This is a genomic window from Reyranella humidisoli (assembly GCF_019039055.1).
GTDB lineage: Bacteria > Pseudomonadota > Alphaproteobacteria > Reyranellales > Reyranellaceae > Reyranella > Reyranella humidisoli.
The window spans coordinates 3,036,472-3,059,000 of sequence record NZ_JAHOPB010000001.1 but is presented as its reverse complement, the minus strand read 5'-3'; the positions used below and the strand labels follow the sequence as shown (position 1 = coordinate 3,059,000).

Below are 22,529 nucleotides of genomic sequence, written 5' to 3'. Positions count from 1 at the left end.
GCTGCATGACCTCCCACATTGACCCGCTCCTGACGCTCTCTCCCGAAGATACCGAACGCTTCGGTCCCGATCCGCAGGCCGCCTTCCGGGTCAATCTGGCCGCCGTGGAGGCGCGTATCGCCGCCGCCTGCGCGCGGGCCGGGCGCGACAGGTCGTCGGTGCGGCTGCTGCCCATCACCAAGACCGTGCCAGCGCACATATTGCGCCTCGCCCATGCCGCCGGCGTCCATCCGTTCGGCGAGAACAAGATCCAGGAGGCGATGGGCAAGCGCGACGCGTTGCAGGACCTCCCCATCGATTGGTGCATCGTCGGCCATCTGCAGAGCAACAAGGCAAAGTATCTGGCGCGCTTCGCCCGCGAGTTCCACGCGCTCGACAGCGCGAAGCTGGCCGAACTCCTCGACAAGCGGCTGGAGATCGAGGACCGCGTCCTCGACGTTTACATCCAGGTCAATACGTCGGACGAAGACACCAAGTACGGCCTGCATCCCGACGACCTGCCGTCCTTCATCGAGACACTCGGACGATACTCGCGCCTGAAGCCGCGGGGCCTGATGACCCTGGCCCTGCTCAATGCCGACATGGAGAAGGTGCGGCCCTGTTTCGACTTGCTACGCCGCCTGCGCGACGAGGCGATCAAGCTCAACCCTTGCCTGACCGAACTGTCGATGGGCATGTCGGGCGACTTCGAGGAAGCGATCGAGGAAGGATCGAACGTCGTGCGCGTCGGCCAGGCGATCTTCGGCAAGCGGCCGACGCCGGACGGTCACTACTGGCCGGGCCTGCTGAAACCCTGAGCGGCCGACAGACGCCGGTCCAGCAGTTCCAGCGCCAGCAACACCTCCGCCAGCAGCCGCTGGAAGGCGTAGAACCAGCCCGCCTTGCCGTCGAGCACGGCACCTTTGGCGAACAACACGTAGCCCAGCACCAGGATCGGCGCGGGCCATCCCATCAGGCGTATCCTGTCGACGCGCCCCAGCCGCTCGCGCGGCGTCTCGAGAAGGTGGACGGCCTCGCGCGCGGCGTATTTGAGCTGCGAACCCAGCCAGCGCGACAGCGGCTTGCGGTCGTCGTGATAGATCGCACTCCTGAGGTTCGAGACCCTCCCCTGCAGGCGGATACGATGCCCGTGCCCCTCGTTCTCGTAGCGCGCACCCGCGACGCGGTAGAGCACGGCGCGCGGCGGGTAGAGCGTGCCACGGAGCGCATGGCCATGGATGCGGTAGACGAAGGCTGCCCTGTAGCCGACATCCTCGGCTGCCGGCTGCAGGCTCTCCAGTTCCGGGACGAAGCCATCGCTCAACTCATAATCCGCGTCGAGCGACAGGACCCAGTCCGTGCGGATTTGCGCGAGGCCAAAATTGCACTGCTCCGCGAAGCTGTCGAACGGCCGATGGATCACCTCGATGCGCGGATCCTTCGCCAGCACGTCGAGCGTACCGTCAGTACTGCCGCTGTCGATCACGACGATGCGCCGGGCCCAATCGAGCTTCGCCAGCGTCCGCTCGATGTTCGCGATCTCGTTGAAGGTGATCAGCAGCGGCGTGACGAGATCGCGGTCCATGGGGCGTCGCTCAGCGGGCCTTGGCCTGCATCGCGCCCGACCGGCTTTCCGTCATCCAGGTCCAGGCGCTGCGGATGATGTCGTCGATGGACGAATGGGCCGGCGACCAGTCGAGTGCTTTCCGTGCCGCCGATACGTCGGCCACCAGGACGGGCGGATCACCAGGACGCCGGGGGGCCTCGACGGTTCGGATATTTCGGCCCGTGACGACACGGGCTCGCGCGATGATCTCGCCGATGCTGGCGCCATAGCCGGCACCGAGATTGTAGGCCTGGTACGTGCCCGGCTTGCATCGCATGAGCGCCGATACGTGAGCCGCCGCGAGGTCGGTCACATGCACGTAGTCTCGCACGCAGGTGCCATCGTGCGTGTCGTAGTCGGTACCGAATACGGAAATGCTCGCCCGCGTTCCGTGCGCCGCCTGCAACACCAACGGGATGAGATGCGTCTCGGGATCGTGCTCCTCGCCCAGTTCGCCCTCCGGATCGGCGCCGCCCGCGTTGAAGTAGCGAAGCGAAATGGCGCCCAGCCCGTGGGCGGCACAGGCATCGCGCAGGATCTCCTCACCCATCAGTTTGGTCCGACCGTAGGGATTTATCGGCCGCTGGCACATGCCCTCGACGACCGGCAGGCGCTCCGGGATGCCATAGGTGGCGCAACTGCTCGAGAAGACGATCGAGCCGATGCCGTGGGCCCGCATCACCTCGACGAGCGTGATCATGCCCGCGACGTTGGCCCGGTAATAGCGCGTCGGCTCGGCCATCGACTCTCCGACATAGGCCAGCGCGGCGAAATTGATGACCGCATCGGGCCGGTGCTCACGGATCGCCGCACCCAGTGCCACGGGGTCGTTGATGTCGCCCTGGAACAGCGGCCCCCATTTCACCGCCCAGGGATGGCCGGTGTGGAGATTGTCGTAGACGATCGGCAGGTGGCCGGCGCGCGCAAGCGCCTTGCACGTATGCGAGCCGATATAGCCCGCGCCCCCCGCCACCAAAACACGCACTATGCCGTCCCCCACTCGAATGCCTTGCTGGCGAATGCCTTGCAGGCAGGATAGCTCAATTGCCGGAACCGGTCCTGCTGCGCCAGCCGATCAGCGCTGGATGAGCGTGTCGCCAAGCACGAGGACGTCCATCCTGGTGCGCAGGAAGCAGTCGATCGCCTCCTCCGGCTTGCAGACCACCGGTTCGTTTTCGTTGAAGCTGGTATTGAGCACGATCGGCACGCCGGTGAGGTCGCGGAACGCCGAGATCAGGCGCGCATAGCGCGGGTTGCCCGACCAGGTGACGGTCTGCAGGCGGCCGGTGCCGTCGACATGGGTGACGGCCGGGATTTCGGCCCGCTTTTCCTCGCGGATGCGGAAGACCTGCATCATGAACGGCACGTCGTCGTCGGTCTCGAACCACTCGGGGACGGCCTCGCGCAGGATCGAGGGCGCGAACGGCCGGAAGGATTCCCGCCGCTTGATCTTGAGGTTGAGGATGTCCTTCATGTCGGCGCGGCGAGGATCGCCCAGGATGGAGCGGTTGCCGAGCGCGCGCGGCCCCCATTCCATACGGCCCTGGAACCAGCCGATCACCTTGCCCTCGGAGATCGCCTGCGCCGTATGCCGGCACAGCGTCGCCTCGTCGGCGATGCGCTCGATGCGGCACCCTGCCGCCTCGAAGTCGGCGCGGCGCTGGTCGATGGCGGCCGCGATCTCGTCCGGCGTCGCCGACGGACCCCAGTAGGAATGGTCCATCACGAAGTGGCGCTTCGCTGTTGCGCCCTCCGTCTTGTGCCAGGTGGCGAAGGCCGCGCCGATGGCGCCGCCGGCGTCGCCGCCGGCCGACTGGACGTAGAGCTTCTTGAACGGCGTGCGCTCCAGCACCTTGCCGTTGGCCACCGAATTGTAGGCACAGCCGCCCGCCAGGACGACAGCATCGGCTCGGTAACGCGCATGCAGCGTATTCAGCAGGTGGAAAAAGGCGTTCTCGTAGGTAACCTGGGCCGAGCGTGCGATGTCGCGGTGCTTGTCCTCGAGGGGCGCCGCCGGATCGCGTGCAGGCCCCAGGAGCTTCACGAGTTCGTCGCTCCACAGGCGGCCACCCGAGGGAATGCCGTCCGTCACCTGGTAATTCGCGCCCTCGCCGGACGCGTGGCGGAAGTAGCGCAGGTCGAGGGCGAAGGTACCGTCATTCTTGAGACGGACGATTTCCTTCATCTGGTCGACATAGGTCGGCTGGCCGTAGGGCGCGAGGCCCATGACCTTGTACTCGTCGCCATAGTGCGGGAAGCCGATGAACTGGGTCATCGCCTCGTAGAAGACGCCCAGCGAGTGCGGGAAGTAGACCCGGCCGTCGACCGCGAGATTGCCACCCTCGCCCAGCCCCCAGGCCGCCGAGGAAAAGTCGCCGAACCCGTCGACCGAGACCGCGACGGCCTTGTCGTAGGGCGAGACCAGGAAGGCCGAGGCCAGATGGCAGAGATGGTGCTCGACCGTGTGGGCCGTCCCGCGGAACTCCTGCTCCGGCAGGTGCTGCTTCAGGTTGCCGGCGACGTCGGCCCGTTCGCCGCGATTGCGCAGCCGGCTCAAAACATAGTTCAGGCTGACACCCGAGGTCAGCGCATAGGCGAGCTTGCGCCAGCGGTTGGCGGCGTTGTCACTGTTGATCGCCACATGATCGACCTCGGCCAGCGCTATGCCGGCCTCGCGGAGGCAGTAGCGGATCGATTCGCTGGGGAAACCGCCCCAGTGCTTGATCCGGCGAAACCGCTCTTCTTCAACCGCCGCGACCAGTTCGCCGTCCTTTACCAGGCAGGCAGCCGCGTCGGCATGATAGGCGTTGAGGCCGAGGATATAGGTCATGCAAAAAGGTCGGGCATCGCGAAAAATTACGCCTATGTTGTTGGTATAGATCAATTTTCGGGTGGGACCATCTTTTTCACCGGCCCTGGAGATTCAGCGACGCCTCTCTACCGCAAGATCATGCACAAGGCATGCGGCACGGCGGCGGCTTGACGAGGCGGGTACTTCCGATCAAACGGACTTCCTCGCGCGGCCCGTTTCCCTTCCGGGCCCCCGATCGCGTGCTCGACCGAGGCGCGGCGCCAGACTCGCCAAGTCGTTGATAAGTCGGATAAAACCCCTCGCTTCGATTCGAAAGGCTTTCGTTCATGTCCAAGAGTGATCTCGTCGTCGTCACCGGCGCCGGTGGCTTCATCGGCGGCCATCTGGTCAAGGTCCTGCAGCAGCGGGGCCACACCAAGATCCGTGCGGTCGATGTGAAGCCGCTCGACGAGTGGTACCAGAAGACTCCGGGCGTCGAGAATCAGGTGGGCGACCTCGCCCTGCTCGAGCCCTGCCGCAAGGCCGCCAAGGACGCCGCGATGATCTACAACCTCGCCGCCGACATGGGCGGCATGGGCTTCATCGAGACCCACAAGGCCGAGTGCATGCTGTCGGTGCTTACCAGCACCCATATGCTGGTCGCCGCCAAGGAAGCCGGCGTGCCGCGCTTCTTCTATTCTTCATCGGCCTGCGTCTACAACGGCGACAAGCAGACCGACGCCAACGTCACGGCGCTGAAGGAAGAAGACGCCTACCCCGCGCTGCCGGAAGACGGCTACGGCTGGGAGAAGCTGTTCAGCGAGCGCATGGCCCGCCACTTTCGCGAGGATTTCGGCATCGCGACCCGCGTGGCGCGCTACCACAACGTCTACGGGCCGGAAGGCACCTATGACGGCGGCCGCGAGAAGGCCCCGGCCGCGATGTGCCGCAAGGTCATCGCCGCCAAGCTGTCGGGCAAGCACGAGATCGAGATCTGGGGCGACGGCGAGCAGACCCGCTCGTTCATGTATATCGACGACTGCACGCAGGGCACGATCAAGCTCGCCGACAGCGACATCATCGAGCCGCTGAACATCGGCAGCGACGAGCTGGTCAGCATCAACACGCTGGTCGACATGGTCGAGAAGATCGCCGGCATCAAGCTGAAGCGCAGCTACAAGCTCGACGCTCCGAAGGGCGTGCGCGGTCGCAACAGCGACAACACGCTGATCAAGAAGCTGATGAACTGGGCCCCGTCCATCCGTCTCGAGGACGGCATGGAGAAGACCTACAAGTGGATCTACGACGAGATGACCTCGGGCAAGGTCTCGGTCGTCAACGCGTTGCCGAAACAGGCCCTCGCCGCCCAGTAAGGCACGCGTCCTGCAAGTATCTTCAAGCGCCGCGAGGGAAACTTCGCGGCGCTTCGCATTTGGGCTTCGATCAGTTGCCTCCCCATTCAAATGGGGAGGTGCCGCATTTCATGCGACGGAGGGGTCATGACCCCATCGCCCTCGTAAGACGAGGGCACTTCCTCATCTGAATGGGGAAGCGGCGGTTAGCGACCGACGCGGCTCACGTCGCGGTTGCTCTTCAGGAGCTCGTCGAAGAAGGCGATCGTCTTCGTCAGGCCCTGATCGAGAGCGACCTTCGGCTCCCACTTCAGCTTCTCCCGCGCCAGAGTGATGTCGGGACAGCGCTGCATCGGATCGTCGACCGGCAGCGGCGCGAACACCAGCTTGCCCTTGCCGCCGACCTTGTCGAGGATCTTCTCTGCCAGATGACGGATCGGCATCTCGACCGGGTTGCCGATGTTGACCGGGCCGGTGAAGTCGTCGGGCGTGTGGTCCATCAGGCGCAGCCAGCCGTCGAGCAGGTCGTCGACATAGCAGAAGGCGCGGGTCTGCATGCCGTCGCCATAGATCGTGATGTCCTCGCCCTTCAGCGCCTGCACGATGAAGTTCGACACCACGCGCCCGTCGTTCGGGTGCATGCGCGGGCCGTAGGTGTTGAAGATGCGCGCCACCTTGATGCGCAGATTGTGCTGGCGGTGATAGTCGAAAAACAGCGTCTCGGCGCAGCGCTTGCCCTCGTCGTAGCAGGCGCGCGGCCCCAGCGGATTGACGTTGCCGCGATAGCTCTCGACCTGGGGATGCACGGTCGGATCGCCATAGACCTCGCTGGTCGAGGCCTGGAAGATCTTGGCTCGCACACGCTTGGCGAGACCCAGCATGTTGATGGCGCCGTGCACGCTGGTCTTGGTCGTCTGCACCGGGTCGTGCTGGTAGTGAACCGGCGAGGCCGGGCAGGCGAGATTGTAGATCTCGTCGACCTCGACATAGAGCGGGAAGGTCACGTCGTGACGCATCAGCTCGAAGCGGGGATTGTCGAGGCAGGCCATGACGTTGGCCTTGGTGCCGGTGAAATAGTTGTCCACGCACAGCACGTCGTGGCCGGCCTCGAGCAGGCGCTCGCACAGGTGGGAGCCCAGGAAGCCTGCGCCGCCGGTGACCAGAATCCGCTTGCCCATGGTGCCTCGTGCAATCGCCGTGTTTCGCGGCCGACACTAGGCGATCAAGCTCTTGAATTCACTTCAAAACCGCCGAAGGATGATACTGCCCGGCTGCAACGACGGACGGGCGTTTGGCAGGGGGAAGCGTCGTATGAGTATTGAGATGGTGGGCCTGGCCGACATCGTGCGCGCCCACGGCGCGTCGCACCCGGACACGGTGGCGATCGTCTATGAAGGCCGGCGGACCAGCTACGGCGCCCTCGACCGAGCCTCCAGCCGGATCGCCTCGGGACTGATCGCCGAAGGCGTCAGGCCGCAGGCTCGCGTCGCCCATCTCGACAAGAGCAGCGACGTCTATTTCGAGCTGCTGTTCGGCGTCGCCAAGGCCGGCGCGGTGATGGTCTCGGTGAACTGGCGGCTGGCGCCGCCCGAGGTCTTGCAGATCGTGAACGACGCCGAGGCCGAAATCCTGTTCGTCGGCGAGGAATATTTCCCGGTGGTCGAGAAGATTCGCGACCAGCTCAAGAGCGTCCGCAGGATCGTGACCCTGGGTCCTCGTCACGGCGCCTGGGAAGCCTTCGCCGAGTGGCGCGACCGGCATCCCGACATCGACCCTCGTGTGCCCGCCCGACTGGAGGACACTGCCGTCCAGTTCTACACCAGCGGCACCACGGGCCTGCCGAAGGGCGCCGAGCTTACCAACGCCAACTTCGCCTTCATGTTCGAGCAATGGACGGAAAGCTGGCTCATGAAACCTGGTACGCAGAACATCGTCTGCCTGCCCATGTTCCACATCGGCGGGGCCGGCTGGGCCATCGCCGGTCTTTTTGCAGGCGCGACCAACCATGTGGTGCGCGAGTTCGTGCCGGCGCGCGTGCTGGAAATCATCGAACGGGACCGCATCGAAGTCATGCTGCTGGTTCCGGCGATGATCCTGTTTCTGGTGCAGGCGCCGCAGATCCGCGAGACGGACCTGTCGAGCCTGCGCCTCATCGTCTACGGTGCCGCGCCGATCCCCGCCGAGCTGCTGAAACAGGCGATGGCGACCTTCGGCTGCGGCTTCCAGCAGGTCTACGGACTCACCGAGACGACCGGCGCCATCACCCTCCTTCCGCCCGAGGATCACGACCCGTCCGACCCCAAGAAGCTGCTGTCCTGCGGCTATGCGCAGGTCGGAGTAGAGTTGCGCATCGTCGACGAGACCGGCGCCGACATGCCCACCGGCCAGGTCGGCGAGATCGCCATCCGCTCGCCGCAGGTCATGCGCGGCTACTGGCGCCTCCCCGACGCCACGAAGCGTGCGATTCGCGTCGACTGGTTCTTGAGCGGCGACGCAGGTTATCTCGACGAGAAAGGCTATCTCTTCATCTACGACCGGGTGAAGGACATGATCGTCTCGGGCGGCGAGAACATCTATCCGGCCGAGGTCGAGAGCGCGCTGTTCGGTCATCCCGCGGTTTCCGACGTGGCGGTGATCGGCGTGCCCGACGAGCGCTGGGGCGAGGCCGTGAAGGCCGTCGTCGTGCGCAAGACAGGCTCCGAGGTCACGGCCGGCGACCTTATCGGATGGGCTCGCGAACGCATCGCCGGCTACAAGCTGCCAAAGTCGGTCGATTTCATCGATGTCCTGCCGCGCAATCCGACCGGCAAGCTGCTGAAGCGCGAGCTGCGCAAGCCCTATTGGGAAGGCCTGGAGCGCAACATCAACTGATCGGCGTCATTGACCGCCCTGCGGATCCCCTCGCAAACGCGTCTCGAATTCCCCCAGCCACGGTTCTAGAACAATCCCATGTCCAATCTGCCCGACAATCTCACGCCCGTCCGCCAGGCCCACGTCTTCGACGAGGCCCGGCTCACCGACTACATGAAGGCCAATGTCGAGGGCTTTCGCGGCCCGATCAGCGTGCTTCAGTTCGAGGGTGGGCAGAGCAATCCGACCTTCCACGTCACCGACGGCGGTGGGAACATGTACGTCCTGCGCAAGAAGCCGCCGGGCAAGCTGCTGCCCTCGGCCCACCAGGTCGATCGCGAGTATCGCGTGATCAAGGCGCTGGCCGACCATACCGACGTGCCGGTGCCCAAGCCCTATGCGCTCTGCCAGGACGATTCGGTCATCGGCACCACCTTCTACATCATGCAGTTCCTGCCCGGCCGCGTTCTCGCCGACGTGAAAATGCCGGGAATCTCGCCGGCCGACCGCGGCAAGATCTTCGATTCGATGAACGACGTGCTGGCCCGCCTGCACAATGTCGACTACCGCGCTGTCGGCCTCGGCGACTATGGCCGCGAGGGCCAGTACATCCAGCGTCAGCTCGCGCGCTGGTCCAGCCAGTACGACCTCGCCCGCACCGAGGACATCGAATCGATGGAAGCCCTGAAGAAGTGGCTGCCGGAGAATATCCCGCCGGGCGATGAGACGCGCATCAATCACGGCGACTATCGCCTCGGCAACACGATCGTGCATCCGACCGAGCCGCGCGTCATCGCCGTGCTCGACTGGGAACTGTCGACGCTCGGCCATCCGCTGGCCGACCTCGGTTACAACTGCATGATGTACCATTTCGGCGAGGGTTTCGGCGCCTCGGGCGGCTATGCCGGCAAGGATCTGCGGGAATTCGGCATCCCCACCGAGCGGGAATACCTGGCGGCCTATGCCCGCCGCACCGGCCGCACGGAAGTGCCGGCCTGGGACTTCTACCTGGCCTTCTCCCTGTTCCGCCTCGCCGCCATCGTGCAGGGCGTCTACAAGCGCGGCCTCGACGGCAATGCCTCGTCCGAAACGGCGACCAAGTACGGCAACCGCGCCCGCGCCATGGCCGATCTCGCCTGGAAAATGGTCGAAAAGCGCGCCTGAAGCCGCGTCGCCAGCCTACTCGTCGGCGTAGGGCACCATCGAGGCGTCCTGGCCCCTGGGGCAATTTTCGCTGTCGATGATGGCGTTGGCCGGATTGCGAAAGCGCTCGATGTCGTAAGGCGCCGACTCGCTCGGCGGGCGTGCCGGCGGCGTCTTCAGCGTCCACGAGACCAGCCGCTTGATGACGCTGCCCAGTGCCTGATCGAAGGCCTCGACCACTTTCGGCACCTTGTCGGCACGCGCCCGCACGCAGCGCTCGAAGGAGGCGACGCCGATGATCTGGCGGTCGGGCATGCGCACCAGCTTGGCGATGATCCGCACTTTCACGATCGGCGGCTGGCCGTAGAAGTACATCGCCTCGAAATTGCGCAGGTCGGGCTGCAGCACGTAGTTGGCACGCAGGCCGATCGACTCGCGCGAGACCGCCACGATCTTGCGCGTGTTCTCGAAGGAATCGACGATGCGCGTCTGCACCATGAGCGGCGCCCGGTCGGTCCACGCCACCTTGGCGTAGTAATCCGTCGAGGTCGGCGTCATGGCGATGGCGATGCGGCCGGTATTGAGGCTGGCCGCCGCCACCGGGGCATCGACCGCGAGCTGCCAGTAAACGGCCGGCAGATCGGCGTCGAAGGTGCTCTTGGGCGAGATCGTATAGAGATCGGTCGGCTCACCGGCCGAGTCGACGGCACTGACGAAGGAACAGCCGGTCAGGAGCGCGACGGCGACAGCGCAGGCGGCCAGGCAACGGATCATTTCGGCGTGTATCCCTGCTTGCCGCTGAACACGAAATTGGCCGGGTCCCGCTCCAACCGTGTGGCGATGACGTTGAGGTTGGCGGTGAGCTGGCGCAGGTCCCGGAGGGCCAGCGAGAATTCGGTCAGGCCGGTCTCGGTGAAGTTCTTGATCGGGCGGCTGTTGTCCGTCACCAGCTTGCTGAGCTGGCCTGCGGCGGAATTGATGTTGGCCAGCGCCGCCCTTGTCTCGTTCAGCGTCTTGCGAAGCTCGCCCGGGTCCTTCCCGGCCAACGCCTTCCGGGTCTCGGCATCCTGCGGTCCGATTTCCTGGGCGATCAGGGTCAACGAGTTGGTGAGATTGTCCAGCTTGGCGAACGTCTTGCGGAAGTCCGCGATGGCGCCCGGCAGTTCGGCCAGGGTCGCCTGGATCGCGGTATCGGACTTGGCAAACGCATTCGTCGCCGTCTGGAGGTTCTTCAGCGAGTCGGTTACGGCGCCGATATTGTCGGGACTCAACAGGTCGTTCAGGCGATCGACGGTCGTGCTCGCCTTGGTCAGCAGTTCCTGCGCCGAGGTCGAGGTGGCCTGCAGGAACGAGGCGCCCTCGCGAATCTCGGGATAGGGCTTGTCGCCCAGCTTCTTCTTGGGCTTCACCTGGTCGACGTCGAGGCGGCCGACGATCTGGATGAAGGGCGCACCGGCGATGAACGGCTTTTCGAACACCGCATAGGACCGGTCACGAATGTCGATCGACCAGTCGACGGCGACCGTGACCTCGATCTTCTCCGTGAGCCGCTCACGGCCCGTCGAGCGCTGGGTATCGACACGCGAGGTCAGCTGGATGTTGGCGACCCGTCCCACGCGGAGGCCGCGATAGAACACCGGCGAATCGTTGGTCAGACCCTGCACGTCGCCCGAAAAGAGAATGTCGTAATAGGCATAGGAGGTGCGATCGCCGGCGCGCAGCTTCCAGATCACGAAGCCTGCCACGGCCGCAACGAACAGGATCATCGCCGCGCCGATCAGCACATAGGGCGATTTTCTTTCCATCGACGCTTACTTATGCTCCTGCCGCGCTGCACGTCCCCGCGGTCCGTGGAAATACTCCCGGACCCAGGGATGATCGTATTCCAGCAATTCCGCCATGGTACCAACCACGACGCGCTTGTCGAGAAGGACCGCGATCCGGTCGCAAATGGCGTTGAGGCTGTCGAGGTCGTGCGTGACCATCAGGATCGTGAGCCCGAGGTTGCGGCACAGGCCTTTCACGAGCTCGTCATAGTGCGACGCGCCGATCGGGTCGAGGCCGGCGGTGGGTTCGTCGAGGAACAGAAGTTCCGGATCGAGCGCCAGCGCCCGCGCCAGGCTGGCACGTTTGCGCATGCCCCCCGACAGTTCCGAAGGCTTCTTCATCCCGGTGTCTGCCGGCAGCCCAACCATGCCAATCTTCAGGGCAGCGATTTCGCGCATAGTCTGGTCCTCGAGCTCGGCATGCTCGCGGATCGGCACAATGATGTTTTCAGTGACGGTGAGGGACGAAAAGAGCGCGCCGTCCTGAAACTGCACGCCGGTGCGGGCCAGCATTTCGCGCTGAGACTTGCCATGCAGCGTACTGGTGTCCACGCCCAGCATCTCGATCGTACCCTCACGCGCCCGGTTCAAGCCGATGATGGTCCGGAGCAGCACCGACTTGCCGGTGCCGGAACCGCCGACAAGGCCTACAATCTCGCCACGGAATACGTCGAAATCGAGATTGTCGTGGATCACCTTGTCGCCGAACTGGGTCCGGATCCCGCGCAGGCGCAGCACGACTTCTCGCCCGTCGCGATGATCGCTGATCTGCCCGCCCTCGACCAAAGGCGCTTTCGGCGGCAAATCCTCGGTGCTGGCCAGGCCCGCTTCGGCCATCACACGCCCGCGAGCAGGAAGATGATCGAGAAGACCGCGTCGAGCACGATCACGCAGAAGATCGATTCGACCACCGCCTTTGTCGTGAGCTGACCGACGCTTTCGGCACTGCCCCTCACCTGCAGACCCTCGAAGCAGCCGATGACGGCGATGACGATGCCGAACACTGGCGCCTTGATCATGCCGGTATAGAAGTGCCAAGCGCCGACCGTGTCGCGCAGCCGGTCGAAGAACTGCACGAAGGTGAAGTCGAGATAGACGGTACAGGCGACCGCGCCACCCAGCAGTCCCGCCATGTCGCCCCAGAAGGCCAGCAGCGGCATCGAAATCAGCAGCGCGGTGATGCGCGGCAGGACCAGCCATTCGATCGGGTTGAGGCCGATGGTGCGCATTGCATCGACCTCCTGGTTGACCTGCATCGTGCCGATCTGGGCGGTGAAGGCGCTGCCCGAACGGCCGGCGACGATGATGGCGGTGAGCAGCGGGCCAAGTTCGCGGAACATGCCGATGCCAACCGCCTCGACGGTGAAGGTCTCCGCGCCGAATTGGCGGAGCTGCTGGACGCCCTGGTAGGCGATCACGACACCGATCAGGAAGCAGAGCACGCCCACGATCACCAGAGCCCGGATCCAGACCTCGTACATCTGCTGGATCACGGCATTGGGCCGGAACCGCTTGGGCTGCAGGATAGCCTCGATGACCACGACCAGGATCTCGCCGAAGAAGGCGCAGAGATTGATGACCTGCTTGTAGAAGTCGATCGAGCTGCGGCCGATCTCGTCCAGCCAATGCACCAGCCCGTTGACATTATGAGCGGGGTGGGGCTCGCACATGTTTTCGCGAACGATCTTGAAGAGCGCAGCCTGTTCGTCGTTCTTGGTCTCGACCTCGGCCTCTCCGCCGGCCAGTTCCAGGATTTCCAGCGCGCCGGCGGTGTCCACCCGTTCGAGCCCGGTCGCGTCGACGGTGCGCTTGCCCTTCTCCACGGCTCCGGCGGCCTTCAGCGCCTTCCCGGCTTTTTCACGGATGCCGCGCACGCTGAAGACGGTCCACGTCCCGCCGACCTCGACGACGGGCCTGCCCGCGCGCTCCGTGTAACGAATTGTGGGTTCCGCTTCGGCCATCCGACTTGATTAGTCGTCGCGTAGGTTAGCGCTGTCAATCTCCGAGCGATTGCCTCGCCGCCGCCCCGCTGTCACGATCACGACCGGAGGATTCGATGGGCAAATGGCCGCGCCTGGACAAGATCGAGATGATCGACGGTCCAATCGACAAGGACAGCTACGAACAACAGCTCAAGGACCTGCAGCAGCGGCTGCTCGACCTCCATATCCACCACTTGCGCACGGGTGGACGCGTGGTGATCTGCATCGACGGCTGGGATGCCGCCGGCAAGGGCGGTCTGATCGAACGCCTGGTGGCCGGGCTGGAACCCAAATCGGTGCAGGTGCATCGGATCAGCGCACCGACTCCCGAGGAACAGGGCCGGCACTATCTCTGGCGCTTCTGGAACCGACTGCCGGCCCCCGGCAACTGGGCGATCTTCGACCGGACCTGGTATGGCCGCGTGCTGGTCGAGCGCATCGAGGGCTTCTGCGACCGGTCCGCGTGGAAGCGTGCCTACCGCGAGATCAACGAGTTCGAGCGCCAGCTCACCGACGACGGGGCGCGAATTGTGAAGCTGCTCGTGCATGTGAGTGCCGAGGAGCAGAAGCGACGCATGATCGAGCGTCTGAGCAAGCCCAGCAAACACTACAAGATCGGCCTCGAGGATTTCCGCAACATCGCCAAGCGCGAGCAGTATCTCGATGCCTACCAGGACGTGTTGCAGAAGACCGACACCGAGCATGCGCCCTGGCACCTCGTCGCCAGCGACGACAAGATGCATGCCCGGCTGGCGGGTTTGCGGATCGTGGCCGATGCGCTGGGCGACGGTGTGACGCTCGAGGATCGCGCGCTCGATCCGAGGATCGCCGAAGCCGCCTACGAGGCCTGGGGCTGGCGTCCCGAGGCGGCCGATAAGAAGATGAAAAAGAAGTAAGCTTCCTTGCTGTTCGTCACGCCGCTCACGCCTGAGCCGGCGCGTTTGGCGGCGACGTGGAGAAGCTCGCGCTGACGCCGTCGCCAAGGTGCGCGGCGATCCATGGCAGGGCCTCGCGCATCGCCTCTTCGAACTTCCACGGCGGATTGATCACGACCAGCCCGCAGATCGCGAGCTTGCCTTCCGGCGTGCTCGGCCCCAGGTCGAGTTCCATGTTGAGGTATTTCACCCCGGCCAGCGAATCGATGAACGTCGCCACCGGCGCCTCGTCCTTGACCGGGTACCAGACCGCATAACAGCCGGTCGCGAAGCGGCGCAGCCCGTGCCGCACGGCGCGAGTCAGCACCTCGAACTCGTCGTTGGCCTCGAAGGGCGGATCGATCAGCACAAGCGCGCGGCGCTCTGCCGGCGGCAGCAATTCCTTCACCGCGTGGTAGCCGTCGGCCTGGCGTACCTCGACCGCACGGTCGCCTGCGAATTCGCGCTTGAGCTTCAGCGCCTCCTCGGGGTGCCTTTCGCAGGCGATGAACCGGTCGCCCGGCCGCAGCGCCGCGCGCACCAGGCGCGGGGATCCGGGATAGCGCTGCAGCGCTCCACCGGCCGGGCCGAACTTGCGATCGTAGGCCTGGACCGCCGCCAGATAGCGCGCGACCGCGCCCGGCATGCCGGCCCTGGGCTCAGCCATCAGCCGCACGATGCCCGCCTCCGCTTCGCCCGTTCGGCGCGCCTGCGACCCGGCAAGATCGTAGCCGCCGGCACCGGCATGGGTATCGAGTACGAGGAGCTTCTTGTCCTTGGCCGTCAGCAGACGCAGCAGTTCGCAGAGCGCGGTATGCTTCAGCAGGTCGGCAAAATTGCCGGCGTGATAACCATGGCGGTAGTTCACGGAAGATTCTGACCCGATTTGAGATGATTCCCCGGGCACGGTATGTGCTTCGGGCGCAGGACACTACAGTTGAGGATCGAAATGGCCAACCACGAGCTGCATTCTTCACCCGAGACCTGCCACTGGGGCTACTTCGACAGCCAGCTTCCGCCGCAGCTTCGCATCAAGTCGGGCGACACGGCCACCATCCACTGCGTCTCCGGCGCCGCCGAGATCCTGCCGGGCGAGCCCTTCAACGTCCTGCCCGAGCACCGTGAGATCCTGGCCAAGCTGAAGCCGCATATCGGCCGTCACATCCTGACCGGCCCGGTCCATGTCGAGGGCGCCGAGCGCGGCGACGTGCTCGCGGTCGAGGTGCTCGACATCAAGTTCCGCACCAACTGGGGCTGGAACGTCCAGCGGCCGCTGATGGGCACCTTGCCCGAGGACTTTCCCTTCTTCCGCCTCACCCACATTCCGATCGATTCCAACCGCGGCATCTGCACCATGCCGTGGGGCACCGAGATCGAGCTCAAGCCCTTTTTCGGCATCATGGGCGTCGCCCCGCCGCCGGAATGGGGCCAGTGCAGCTCGGTCGAGCCGCGCGCCTTCGGCGGCAACATCGACAACAAGCACTTCCGCGTGGGTACGACCGTCTATTTCCCCGTCTTCGCCGACGGCGGCCTGTTCTCGACGGGAGACGGCCACGGCGTGCAGGGCGACGGCGAGGTCAACCTGACGGCGCTGGAGACAAGCCTGAGCGGCACCTTCAAGTTCACCCTTCACAAGGGCATGAAGCTCAACAATCCGCGCGCCGAGACGGCGACGCACTGGATCACCCACGGCTTCGACCAGGATCTCGACGACGCCGCCAAGGAAGCGCTGCGCGACATGATTCGGCTGATCACCGCCAAGACCGGCCTCAAGCCCGAGGACGCGTACATGCTCTGCAGCCTGCAGGCCGATCTGCACGTCACGCAGACGGTCGACGGCAACAAGGGCATCCACTGCATGATCGAGAAGAAGATCATCGGCGGCTGACGAAAAGAACCGGGAACCGGACGAGCGGACCATGACGCACCTGCAGCTTCTCGACGAGGCGGTGGCTCGTCACAACGATGCCGAATGGTCCCGCCACGCGCTGGAGCTGATCCGCAACGACCAGCGCCGCTCGGCCGATACCCACCTGCTGCGCCTCGACCTGCCGGTGCTCGACGGGATCGACGTCTATCTCAAGGACGAATCGACCCATCCGACCGGTAGCCTCAAGCACCGGCTGGCGCGCTCGCTGTTCCTCTACGGCATCTGCAACGGGCGCATCCGGCACGACACGCCGATCGTCGAAGCCTCGTCGGGCTCGACGGCCATTTCCGAAGCCTATTTCGCGCGACTGCTCGGCCTTCCCTTCCATGCCGTGATGTCGGCCTCGACCTCGCCGGAGAAGATCGCCGAGATCGAACGGCGGCACGGCATCTGCCATCTCATCGCCGACGGAAGCGGCATCTATGCCGCCGCCGAGAAGCTCGCCACCGAACTGAAGGGCGTCTACGTCGATCAGTTCACCTACGCCGAGCGGGCGACCGACTGGCGCGGCAACAACAACATCGCCGAATCGATTTTCGAGCAGATGAGTCGCGAGCCCAATCCCGTGCCGACCTGGATCGTGATGAGCGCCGGCACCGGGGGCACGACAGCGACGCTCGGCCGCTACATTCGCTACATGCGCCACGCGACGCGTCTGTGCGTGGCCGATCCGGAGTTCTCGGCTTTCTTCGAGGCTTTCTCGAAAGGCAACATGCAAGCGACCTGCGATCGCGGCTCCCGCATCGAAGGGATCGGCCGACCGAGGGTCGAGCCCTCGTTCATGCCCAACATGATCGATCGCATGATGCGTGTGCCTGACGCGCAGTCGCTGGCCGGCATGCGGGTCCTGTCGCGTTTGCTCGGACGGAAGGTCGGCGGCTCCTCCGGGACCAACTTCGTGGCGCTGTGCATCCTCACATCGCGCATGAAGGCGGAGGGCCGCAAGGGCTCGCTGGTGTCGCTTATCTGCGACAGCGGCGAGCGCTACGGCCACACCTATTACAACGACGAGTGGATTGCCGCGCAGGGGCTAGACCTCGCGCCGCACGAGCAGGCCCTCGAAGCTTTCCTCAAGGACGGCGAAGCGATCATCTAGCCCTATTGCTGGGCGCGCGGCGGCAGTTTTCGGGTCGGCATCGGCTTTACCCAGATCGGCTCTTCCGTGATCGGGTAGCGCGGCAGCTCGCTGATTTCCTGGGAGCTGGGCATTGGCGACGTCGCCTGGTTTTTCCAATTCGGACCGACCGTCGTGCCGTTGCCGCCGGCGACCGGCGGACCGGACTCCTGCATGGTGCTGAAGTCGGAATTGAAGCGCTGCGGCTGGGCGTAGGCGACGCCGCTAGCGACAGCGACGACCAGAAGGGCAGACAGAGCCACTTTCATCGAAATCTCCGGGTTGCGTTTTCCGATCAACTCGGAGAGCGGCCCCGGCGTTGCGCTGCCTGCGCAGATTTTATGCCGGCTGGACCTCCATGCCGCGTTGCGACGACGGAAGCGGCGGGAAAGCCAGCGCCATGGCCACTGCCGCGAGGCCGATGCCGAAGGACGCGATGTAGAGATAGCCGTATCCGTGGAAGGTATCGAAGATCCAGCCGCCGACGGCCGGGCCCAGCGCCATGCCGAGGCTGGAGATCATCGCCGCGCCGCCGAACACCGTGCCCATGATCCGTAGGGGAAAATATTCGCGAGCGATCACCGCATAGAGGGGCATGACGCCGCCATAGGCCATGCCGAACAGGATCGCGACGGCATAGAACTCACCGGCGTCGCGCGTGAAGTAGTAGCTGCCCGCCCCGATTGCCTGGACCATCAACCCGATGACGACGATCCTGCGCGCGCCGTACCGGTCGCCCAGCAGGCCGAACAGGATGCGGCCGCCCAGCCCCGCCAGTCCCTCGACGCTGTAGATCGTCACCGCCGTCATGGCAGGCAGGCCGCAGGCGAGCGCATAGCTCACCGTGTGGAAGATCGGGCCGGAATGGGCCGCGCAGCAGCAGAAGAAAGTGAGCGACAGGACGATGAACTGCGGCGAGCGCAGCGCCTGCCCCACTTTCATTCCCTCCCCACCTTCCGCAGGCATTCCGGGCGACGCGGCCGTGACCTCCGGCGGGCGGCGGACCAGCAGGGCCGCCGGGACCAGCAGCCCCCAGGCACCGATGGCGATGGTCAACATCGCGGTCCGCCAGTCGTGAGCGGAGATCAGCCACTGCGCAAAGGGCGAGATGGTCATGGGCGCCACGCCCATGCCGGCCGACACCAGCGAGACGGCAAGGCTGCGATGCCTGTCGAACCAGCCGGTGACGGTGGCGATCATCGGCGCGAAAACCGCGCCCGCGGCGACACCGACCACGATGCCGTAGATGAGCTGGAATTCGAGCAGGCTGGTGGCCCGGCTGGCGAGCGCGAGACCAAGCCCCAGCAGGAGGGTGCCCGACAGGACGACGATGCGCGGGCCGAACCTGTCGCTGAGCGCGCCCCAGCCGAAGGCTGCGACGCCCATTGCCAGGAAGTCGAGCGTCATGGCGCTCGAAATGCCGGTGCGCGACCAGCCGGTCGCCTCCGACATCGGCTGCAGGAAGACCGCCAGCGAAAACAATGCGCCGATGGCGACGCAACCCATCAGCGCACCGGCGCCGACGATCACCCAGCCGTAAGACCGTTCCATCGCGATCCTCCTTGAGGAGGTCTATATTTAACTTTCTGGTTAATTATTGGCAAGCTATCGAGCAACGTCGTCTCGACCGGAGTACCGAAGGTGCGGAGTGGAGAGACCTTCGCTCCACCAAAAGCCGGCTAATCGTGGAAAAAAGATCTCTCCGCTCCGCGCTGCGCGCTCCGGTCGAGATGACGGAAATCTCGCCCCGGAGACTACTCCGGCTTGATGTTGGCCTCGCGGATCAGGCGGCCGAATCGCTCGTATTCCTGCGCGTTGAAGCGCGTGAACTGCTCCACGCTCATCGTGCCCGGCTCCCCGCCGAGCCCGCGCAGCTTCGCTTGGACATCGGGCAGCGCCACGATGCGGATCAGTTCAGCCTGCAGCTTCGCCACCACGTCGGGCGGCGTGCCCGCCGTCACATAGACGGCGTACCAGGTCGTCATGTCGAAACCCGGCAGGCCCGCCTCGGCGAGCGTCGGCACGCCGGGCAGCTCGCTGCTTCGGCGATCGGACGTCACCGCCAGAGGCTTGAACTTGCCGGCCTTGATCTGGCCCATCGACGAGGAAGTCGTGTCGAACATCATCTGGACGTTGCCGCCGATGATATCGAGATGCGCCTGAGCGCTGCCCTTGTAGGGGACGTGCAGGCCCTTCACGCCTGCCGCCACGTCGAAAGCCTCGCCCGCGATGTGTTGCGTACTGCCGACGCCCGAGGAGGCGTACTTGAACTCGCCGGGCTTCGCCTTCATCGCGGCGATCAGCTCGGCCACCGAGTTGACCGGCACCGAGGCGCCGACAACCAGCACGTTGGGCACGTTCACCACGAGGCCGATCGGGATCAGGTCCTTGATCGGATCGAAGCCGAGCTTGAGCAGATGCGGTGCGATGGCCTGCCCGGTGTTGGTCGCGACGAGGATCGTGTGTCCGTCGGGCGGCGCCTTGGCCGTGAGATCGGCGGCGATCGTGTTGGAAGCACCCGGCTTGTTCTCGACGACGAAGGTGCCCTTCATCGATTCGGCCAGCTTCTCCGCCAGCATGCGGGCCACGATGTCGGTGCCGCCTCCGGCATTGGCGCCGACCATCAAGCGGACGGTCTTGGTCGGATAGGGCGTCTGGGCGCTCGCGGTCTTGAACGCAAGCAGTCCAGGGAGCGCCAATAGAACCCGGCGTCTCATGGCGCAGGCTCGACGGCCAGCTCGGTGCCGCTCACGGATTTCACTTTCACCTTGGCCCCCCTCACCATGTCAGGGCCAGTCACGCTCCAGCTCCCGTCGCCCAGAATGACCCTGCCGCGCCCGTTCAGGATCGGCTCGTCGAGAACGATGATCCTGCCGATCAGCGCATCGGCGCGGGCATTGAGCGTCGACGTCGCGGGATTGTCGGCATGCTGCAGCCGGCGCAGCGTTCGGCGAAGCCCGACCGCCGCCACGACCGAAATCACGGCGAAGGTCAGGAGCTGTAGCTCGAGCGACAGGTCCGACACGACCAGCAGGAAGAGACCCGCCGCCGCCGCGCCAATGGCCAGGAACAGGAAGACGACGCCCGGCAGCATCATCTCGAAGACGAGCAGCACCGCCGCGACCGCCCACCAGTACCAGAAGACGATCTTGAACATCGTGGTCTAGCCCGCGTTTGGCACGGAGCCGCGTGGCCTTCCGCTGGCTTCGACGCCGCGCGCCTGCGCCTCCTTGGCCAGTTCGCCGATGCCGGCAATCGAGGCCATGACGCCGGCGGCTTCGACGGGCAGGAAGAACACCTTGGCGTTGGGGCTCGAGCCCATCTTGGACAGCGCTTCGACGTACTTGGTGCCGAGGAAGTAGTTGGTCGCCTGCACGCCGTTGCCGGCGATCGCCTCGGCCACTACCGAGGTGGCCTTGGCTTCGGCCTGCGCCATGCGCTCGCGTGCCTCGGCATCGCGGAAGGCGGCTTCGCGACGGCCCTCGGCGGTCAGGATGGCCGACTGCTTCTCGCCTTCGGCGCGCTGGATGCTCGATTCGCGCACGCCCTCGGCCTCGAGGATGGTGGCGCGCTTCTCGCGCTCGGCCTTCATCTGCCGGCCCATCGCGACCACGATATCCTCGGGCGGCGCGATGTCCTTGACCTCGATGCGCAGGACCTTGACGCCCCACGGGCCGGTCGCCTGGTCGATGACGGCCAGCAGGGTGTTGTTGATGTCGTTGCGCTTCGACAGGGCTTCATCGAGCGCCATGTTGCCCATGACCGAGCGGATGTTGGTCAGCGCCAGGTTGGTGATGGCGAGATGAAGGTTCTGGACCTCGTAGGCCGCGCGCGCCGCATCGACCACCTGGTAAAAGGCAACGGCATCCACCTGCACGGTGGCATTGTCCTTGGTGATGACCTTCTGTCCCGGAATGTCGAGGACGTTCTCCTGCATGTTCATCTTGCGGCCGACCGTGTCGACGAAGGGCACGATGAAATGCAGCCCGGGCGCCAGGGTGCGCGTGTAGCGGCCGAACCGCTCGATGGTCCAGTTGGTGCCCTGCGACACCGTCTTCACGCCGGCGAAGATCAGCACCAGCGCCACGAGGACGACGGCCAACACGAATATCAGCGCACCCGACAACATTGAGCGTCTCCCTGGATTTCACAGGGACCCTAGCCCATGCCGGCGCGTGGGACCAACTTGCCGCCAGAAGCGCCGCTAGTCGGCGGCGGCGGCGAACTCGGGTTGCGCAACGGCTTCTCTGGTGGACGGAGCCGAAATCCGCTGATCGGTCGCGAGCCAGCGGTCGAGGAAGCCGTTGATCCAGCGGTCGAGTGGCGGATCGTAGAGCGCGTGCATCGAGAGGTGGACGCCGCGCTGCTGTGCGCCCGGCATCTTCAGGCGCTCCGCCGCGCTCAGGGTCCAGATGCTCTTCATCTCGAGCGTTACCTCGGGATGGAACTGGAAACCGAACGCATTCGGCCCGCAGCGGAAGCCCTGGACCGGGTAGCGGTCGTTGGTCGCGAGCAGTTCGCAGCAGTCCGGAATGGTCATGCCTTCCCGATGCCACTGATAGACTTTCATCGGCGCCCTGAACCAGGCGCGGCCCGTTTCCGTCGGCTCGACGTCGACATAGCCGATCTCGACCAGGCCTTCGGGGTGCGGCCCAACCCGCCCGCCCGCCGCGCGCGTCAGGAGTTGGGCGCCAAGACAGAGGCCGAGGAAGGGGACGCCGGCATCGACGACCTTGGGGATCCAGTCGAGTTCGCACTTGATGCCCGCCAGCGTGCCACAGTCGTTGGCCGACATGGGGCCGCCGAAGATCACCACGCCGGCATAGTCGGACATGTCCTCGGGCAGGTTGCAGCCCAGATTGGGGCAAAGTCGATGGAGTTCGTATCCGCGCTGTTCAAGCAGGGCGCCGACCCGCCCGGGCCGCGAATGCTGCTGATGCACGACGATGGCGATTTTTTTAGGGCCCATTTCTCTACACTGGCCAGTCGGTACCGTCATGGATTTGCAAAATACGCGCCATGTATGGCAACGACAAGGCGAA

At 65.1% G+C, this 22,529-nt stretch carries 22 protein-coding genes; 7 read left to right on the top strand and 15 right to left on the bottom strand.

From position 1 onward, the window contains the following. Positions 1 to 5: 5 nt before the first annotated feature. Positions 6 to 797, top strand: a complete 792-nt coding sequence (locus KQ910_RS14815; protein WP_216961674.1) for a YggS family pyridoxal phosphate-dependent enzyme — start codon at positions 6 to 8, stop codon at positions 795 to 797. Here KQ910_RS14815 and KQ910_RS14810 read toward each other — a convergent pair. The 3 genes from KQ910_RS14810 to KQ910_RS14800 all read right to left on the bottom strand — a co-directional run bounded on the left by KQ910_RS14810 (position 770) and on the right by KQ910_RS14800 (position 4,415). Beyond that, positions 770 to 1,564, bottom strand: a complete 795-nt coding sequence (locus KQ910_RS14810) for a glycosyltransferase family 2 protein (RefSeq protein WP_216961671.1) — start codon at positions 1,562 to 1,564, stop codon at positions 770 to 772. The genes KQ910_RS14815 and KQ910_RS14810 overlap by 28 nt on opposite strands. A gap of 10 nt (positions 1,565 to 1,574) precedes the next feature. Next, positions 1,575 to 2,570 (bottom strand): UDP-glucose 4-epimerase GalE, encoded by a 996-nt coding sequence (galE, locus tag KQ910_RS14805; protein WP_369408345.1) that lies wholly within the window; start codon positions 2,568 to 2,570, stop codon positions 1,575 to 1,577. 90 nt (positions 2,571 to 2,660) lie between these two features. Then, positions 2,661 to 4,415, bottom strand: a complete 1,755-nt coding sequence (locus KQ910_RS14800) for a carbamoyltransferase family protein (protein ID WP_216961667.1) — start codon at positions 4,413 to 4,415, stop codon at positions 2,661 to 2,663. A gap of 308 nt (positions 4,416 to 4,723) precedes the next feature. Between KQ910_RS14800 and KQ910_RS14795 the strand changes: the two genes are divergently transcribed. Next, complete coding sequence (locus KQ910_RS14795) at positions 4,724 to 5,749, top strand: NAD-dependent epimerase/dehydratase family protein (RefSeq protein WP_216961664.1); 1,026 nt, start codon at positions 4,724 to 4,726, stop codon at positions 5,747 to 5,749. A gap of 185 nt (positions 5,750 to 5,934) precedes the next feature. Here the strand turns inward: KQ910_RS14795 and KQ910_RS14790 are convergent, their stop codons facing one another. Next, positions 5,935 to 6,906 carry a UDP-glucuronic acid decarboxylase family protein gene (locus KQ910_RS14790; protein ID WP_216961660.1) on the bottom strand — a complete coding sequence of 324 codons (972 nt, stop codon included), beginning with the start codon at positions 6,904 to 6,906 and terminating at the stop codon, positions 5,935 to 5,937. A gap of 133 nt (positions 6,907 to 7,039) precedes the next feature. Here KQ910_RS14790 and KQ910_RS14785 point away from each other — a divergent pair, with 133 nt between their 5' ends. Both KQ910_RS14785 and KQ910_RS14780 read left to right on the top strand, forming a co-directional pair. Continuing rightward, complete coding sequence (locus KQ910_RS14785) at positions 7,040 to 8,599, top strand: fatty acid--CoA ligase (protein WP_216961657.1); 1,560 nt, start codon at positions 7,040 to 7,042, stop codon at positions 8,597 to 8,599. 78 nt (positions 8,600 to 8,677) lie between these two features. Continuing rightward, a complete protein-coding gene (locus tag KQ910_RS14780; RefSeq protein WP_216961654.1) occupies positions 8,678 to 9,742 on the top strand; it encodes a phosphotransferase in 1,065 nt (354 codons plus the stop codon). 15 nt (positions 9,743 to 9,757) lie between these two features. Here the strand turns inward: KQ910_RS14780 and KQ910_RS14775 are convergent, their stop codons facing one another. From KQ910_RS14775 to KQ910_RS14760, 4 genes are read right to left on the bottom strand one after another with little or no spacing between them, the layout of a single operon-like run. Beyond that, a complete protein-coding gene (locus tag KQ910_RS14775; RefSeq protein WP_216961650.1) occupies positions 9,758 to 10,495 on the bottom strand; it encodes an ABC-type transport auxiliary lipoprotein family protein in 738 nt (245 codons plus the stop codon). Next, entirely contained in the window at positions 10,492 to 11,526 is a 1,035-nt protein-coding gene (locus tag KQ910_RS14770) for an MlaD family protein (protein ID WP_216961647.1), read from the bottom strand. Before KQ910_RS14770 ends, KQ910_RS14775 begins: the two co-directional genes overlap by 4 nt. A gap of 6 nt (positions 11,527 to 11,532) precedes the next feature. After that, a complete protein-coding gene (locus KQ910_RS14765; protein ID WP_216961644.1) occupies positions 11,533 to 12,384 on the bottom strand; it encodes an ABC transporter ATP-binding protein in 852 nt (283 codons plus the stop codon). Then, entirely contained in the window at positions 12,384 to 13,508 is a 1,125-nt protein-coding gene (locus KQ910_RS14760) for an MlaE family ABC transporter permease (protein WP_216961640.1), read from the bottom strand. Before KQ910_RS14760 ends, KQ910_RS14765 begins: the two co-directional genes overlap by 1 nt. 95 nt (positions 13,509 to 13,603) lie before the next feature. Here KQ910_RS14760 and KQ910_RS14755 point away from each other — a divergent pair, with 95 nt between their 5' ends. Beyond that, positions 13,604 to 14,425: a polyphosphate kinase 2 family protein gene (locus tag KQ910_RS14755; RefSeq protein WP_216961636.1), complete on the top strand. Its 822-nt coding sequence runs from the start codon at positions 13,604 to 13,606 to the stop codon at positions 14,423 to 14,425. Between the two features lie 25 nt (positions 14,426 to 14,450). Here KQ910_RS14755 and KQ910_RS14750 read toward each other — a convergent pair whose 3' ends face one another. Then, positions 14,451 to 15,311, bottom strand: coding sequence for a 23S rRNA (adenine(2030)-N(6))-methyltransferase RlmJ (locus KQ910_RS14750; protein WP_216961633.1), 861 nt, complete (start codon positions 15,309 to 15,311; stop codon positions 14,451 to 14,453). 81 nt (positions 15,312 to 15,392) lie between these two features. Here KQ910_RS14750 and KQ910_RS14745 point away from each other — a divergent pair, with 81 nt between their 5' ends. Further along, positions 15,393 to 16,331, top strand: coding sequence for an acetamidase/formamidase family protein (locus KQ910_RS14745; protein WP_216961631.1), 939 nt, complete (start codon positions 15,393 to 15,395; stop codon positions 16,329 to 16,331). Between the two features lie 31 nt (positions 16,332 to 16,362). Then, positions 16,363 to 17,469 (top strand): PLP-dependent cysteine synthase family protein, encoded by a 1,107-nt coding sequence (locus KQ910_RS14740; protein WP_216961627.1) that lies wholly within the window; start codon positions 16,363 to 16,365, stop codon positions 17,467 to 17,469. A 2-nt stretch (positions 17,470 to 17,471) separates the two neighbouring features. On the opposite strand, the gene KQ910_RS14735 is transcribed toward KQ910_RS14740, so the two are convergent. From KQ910_RS14735 to KQ910_RS14710, 6 genes are all read right to left on the bottom strand, one after another. Beyond that, a complete protein-coding gene (locus tag KQ910_RS14735; RefSeq protein ID WP_216961624.1) occupies positions 17,472 to 17,756 on the bottom strand; it encodes a hypothetical protein in 285 nt (94 codons plus the stop codon). A 70-nt stretch (positions 17,757 to 17,826) separates the two neighbouring features. Next, positions 17,827 to 19,038 (bottom strand): MFS transporter, encoded by a 1,212-nt coding sequence (locus KQ910_RS14730; RefSeq protein ID WP_216961620.1) that lies wholly within the window; start codon positions 19,036 to 19,038, stop codon positions 17,827 to 17,829. Between the two features lie 203 nt (positions 19,039 to 19,241). Further along, entirely contained in the window at positions 19,242 to 20,204 is a 963-nt protein-coding gene (locus tag KQ910_RS14725) for a Bug family tripartite tricarboxylate transporter substrate binding protein (protein ID WP_216961617.1), read from the bottom strand. After that, a complete protein-coding gene (locus KQ910_RS14720; protein ID WP_216961614.1) occupies positions 20,201 to 20,644 on the bottom strand; it encodes an NfeD family protein in 444 nt (147 codons plus the stop codon). Before KQ910_RS14720 ends, KQ910_RS14725 begins: the two co-directional genes overlap by 4 nt. 6 nt (positions 20,645 to 20,650) lie before the next feature. Then, positions 20,651 to 21,613: an SPFH domain-containing protein gene (locus KQ910_RS14715; RefSeq protein WP_216963882.1), complete on the bottom strand. Its 963-nt coding sequence runs from the start codon at positions 21,611 to 21,613 to the stop codon at positions 20,651 to 20,653. 78 nt (positions 21,614 to 21,691) lie between these two features. Further along, complete coding sequence (locus KQ910_RS14710) at positions 21,692 to 22,456, bottom strand: glutamine amidotransferase-related protein (RefSeq protein WP_229600409.1); 765 nt, start codon at positions 22,454 to 22,456, stop codon at positions 21,692 to 21,694. Between the last annotated feature and the right edge of the window lie 73 nt (positions 22,457 to 22,529).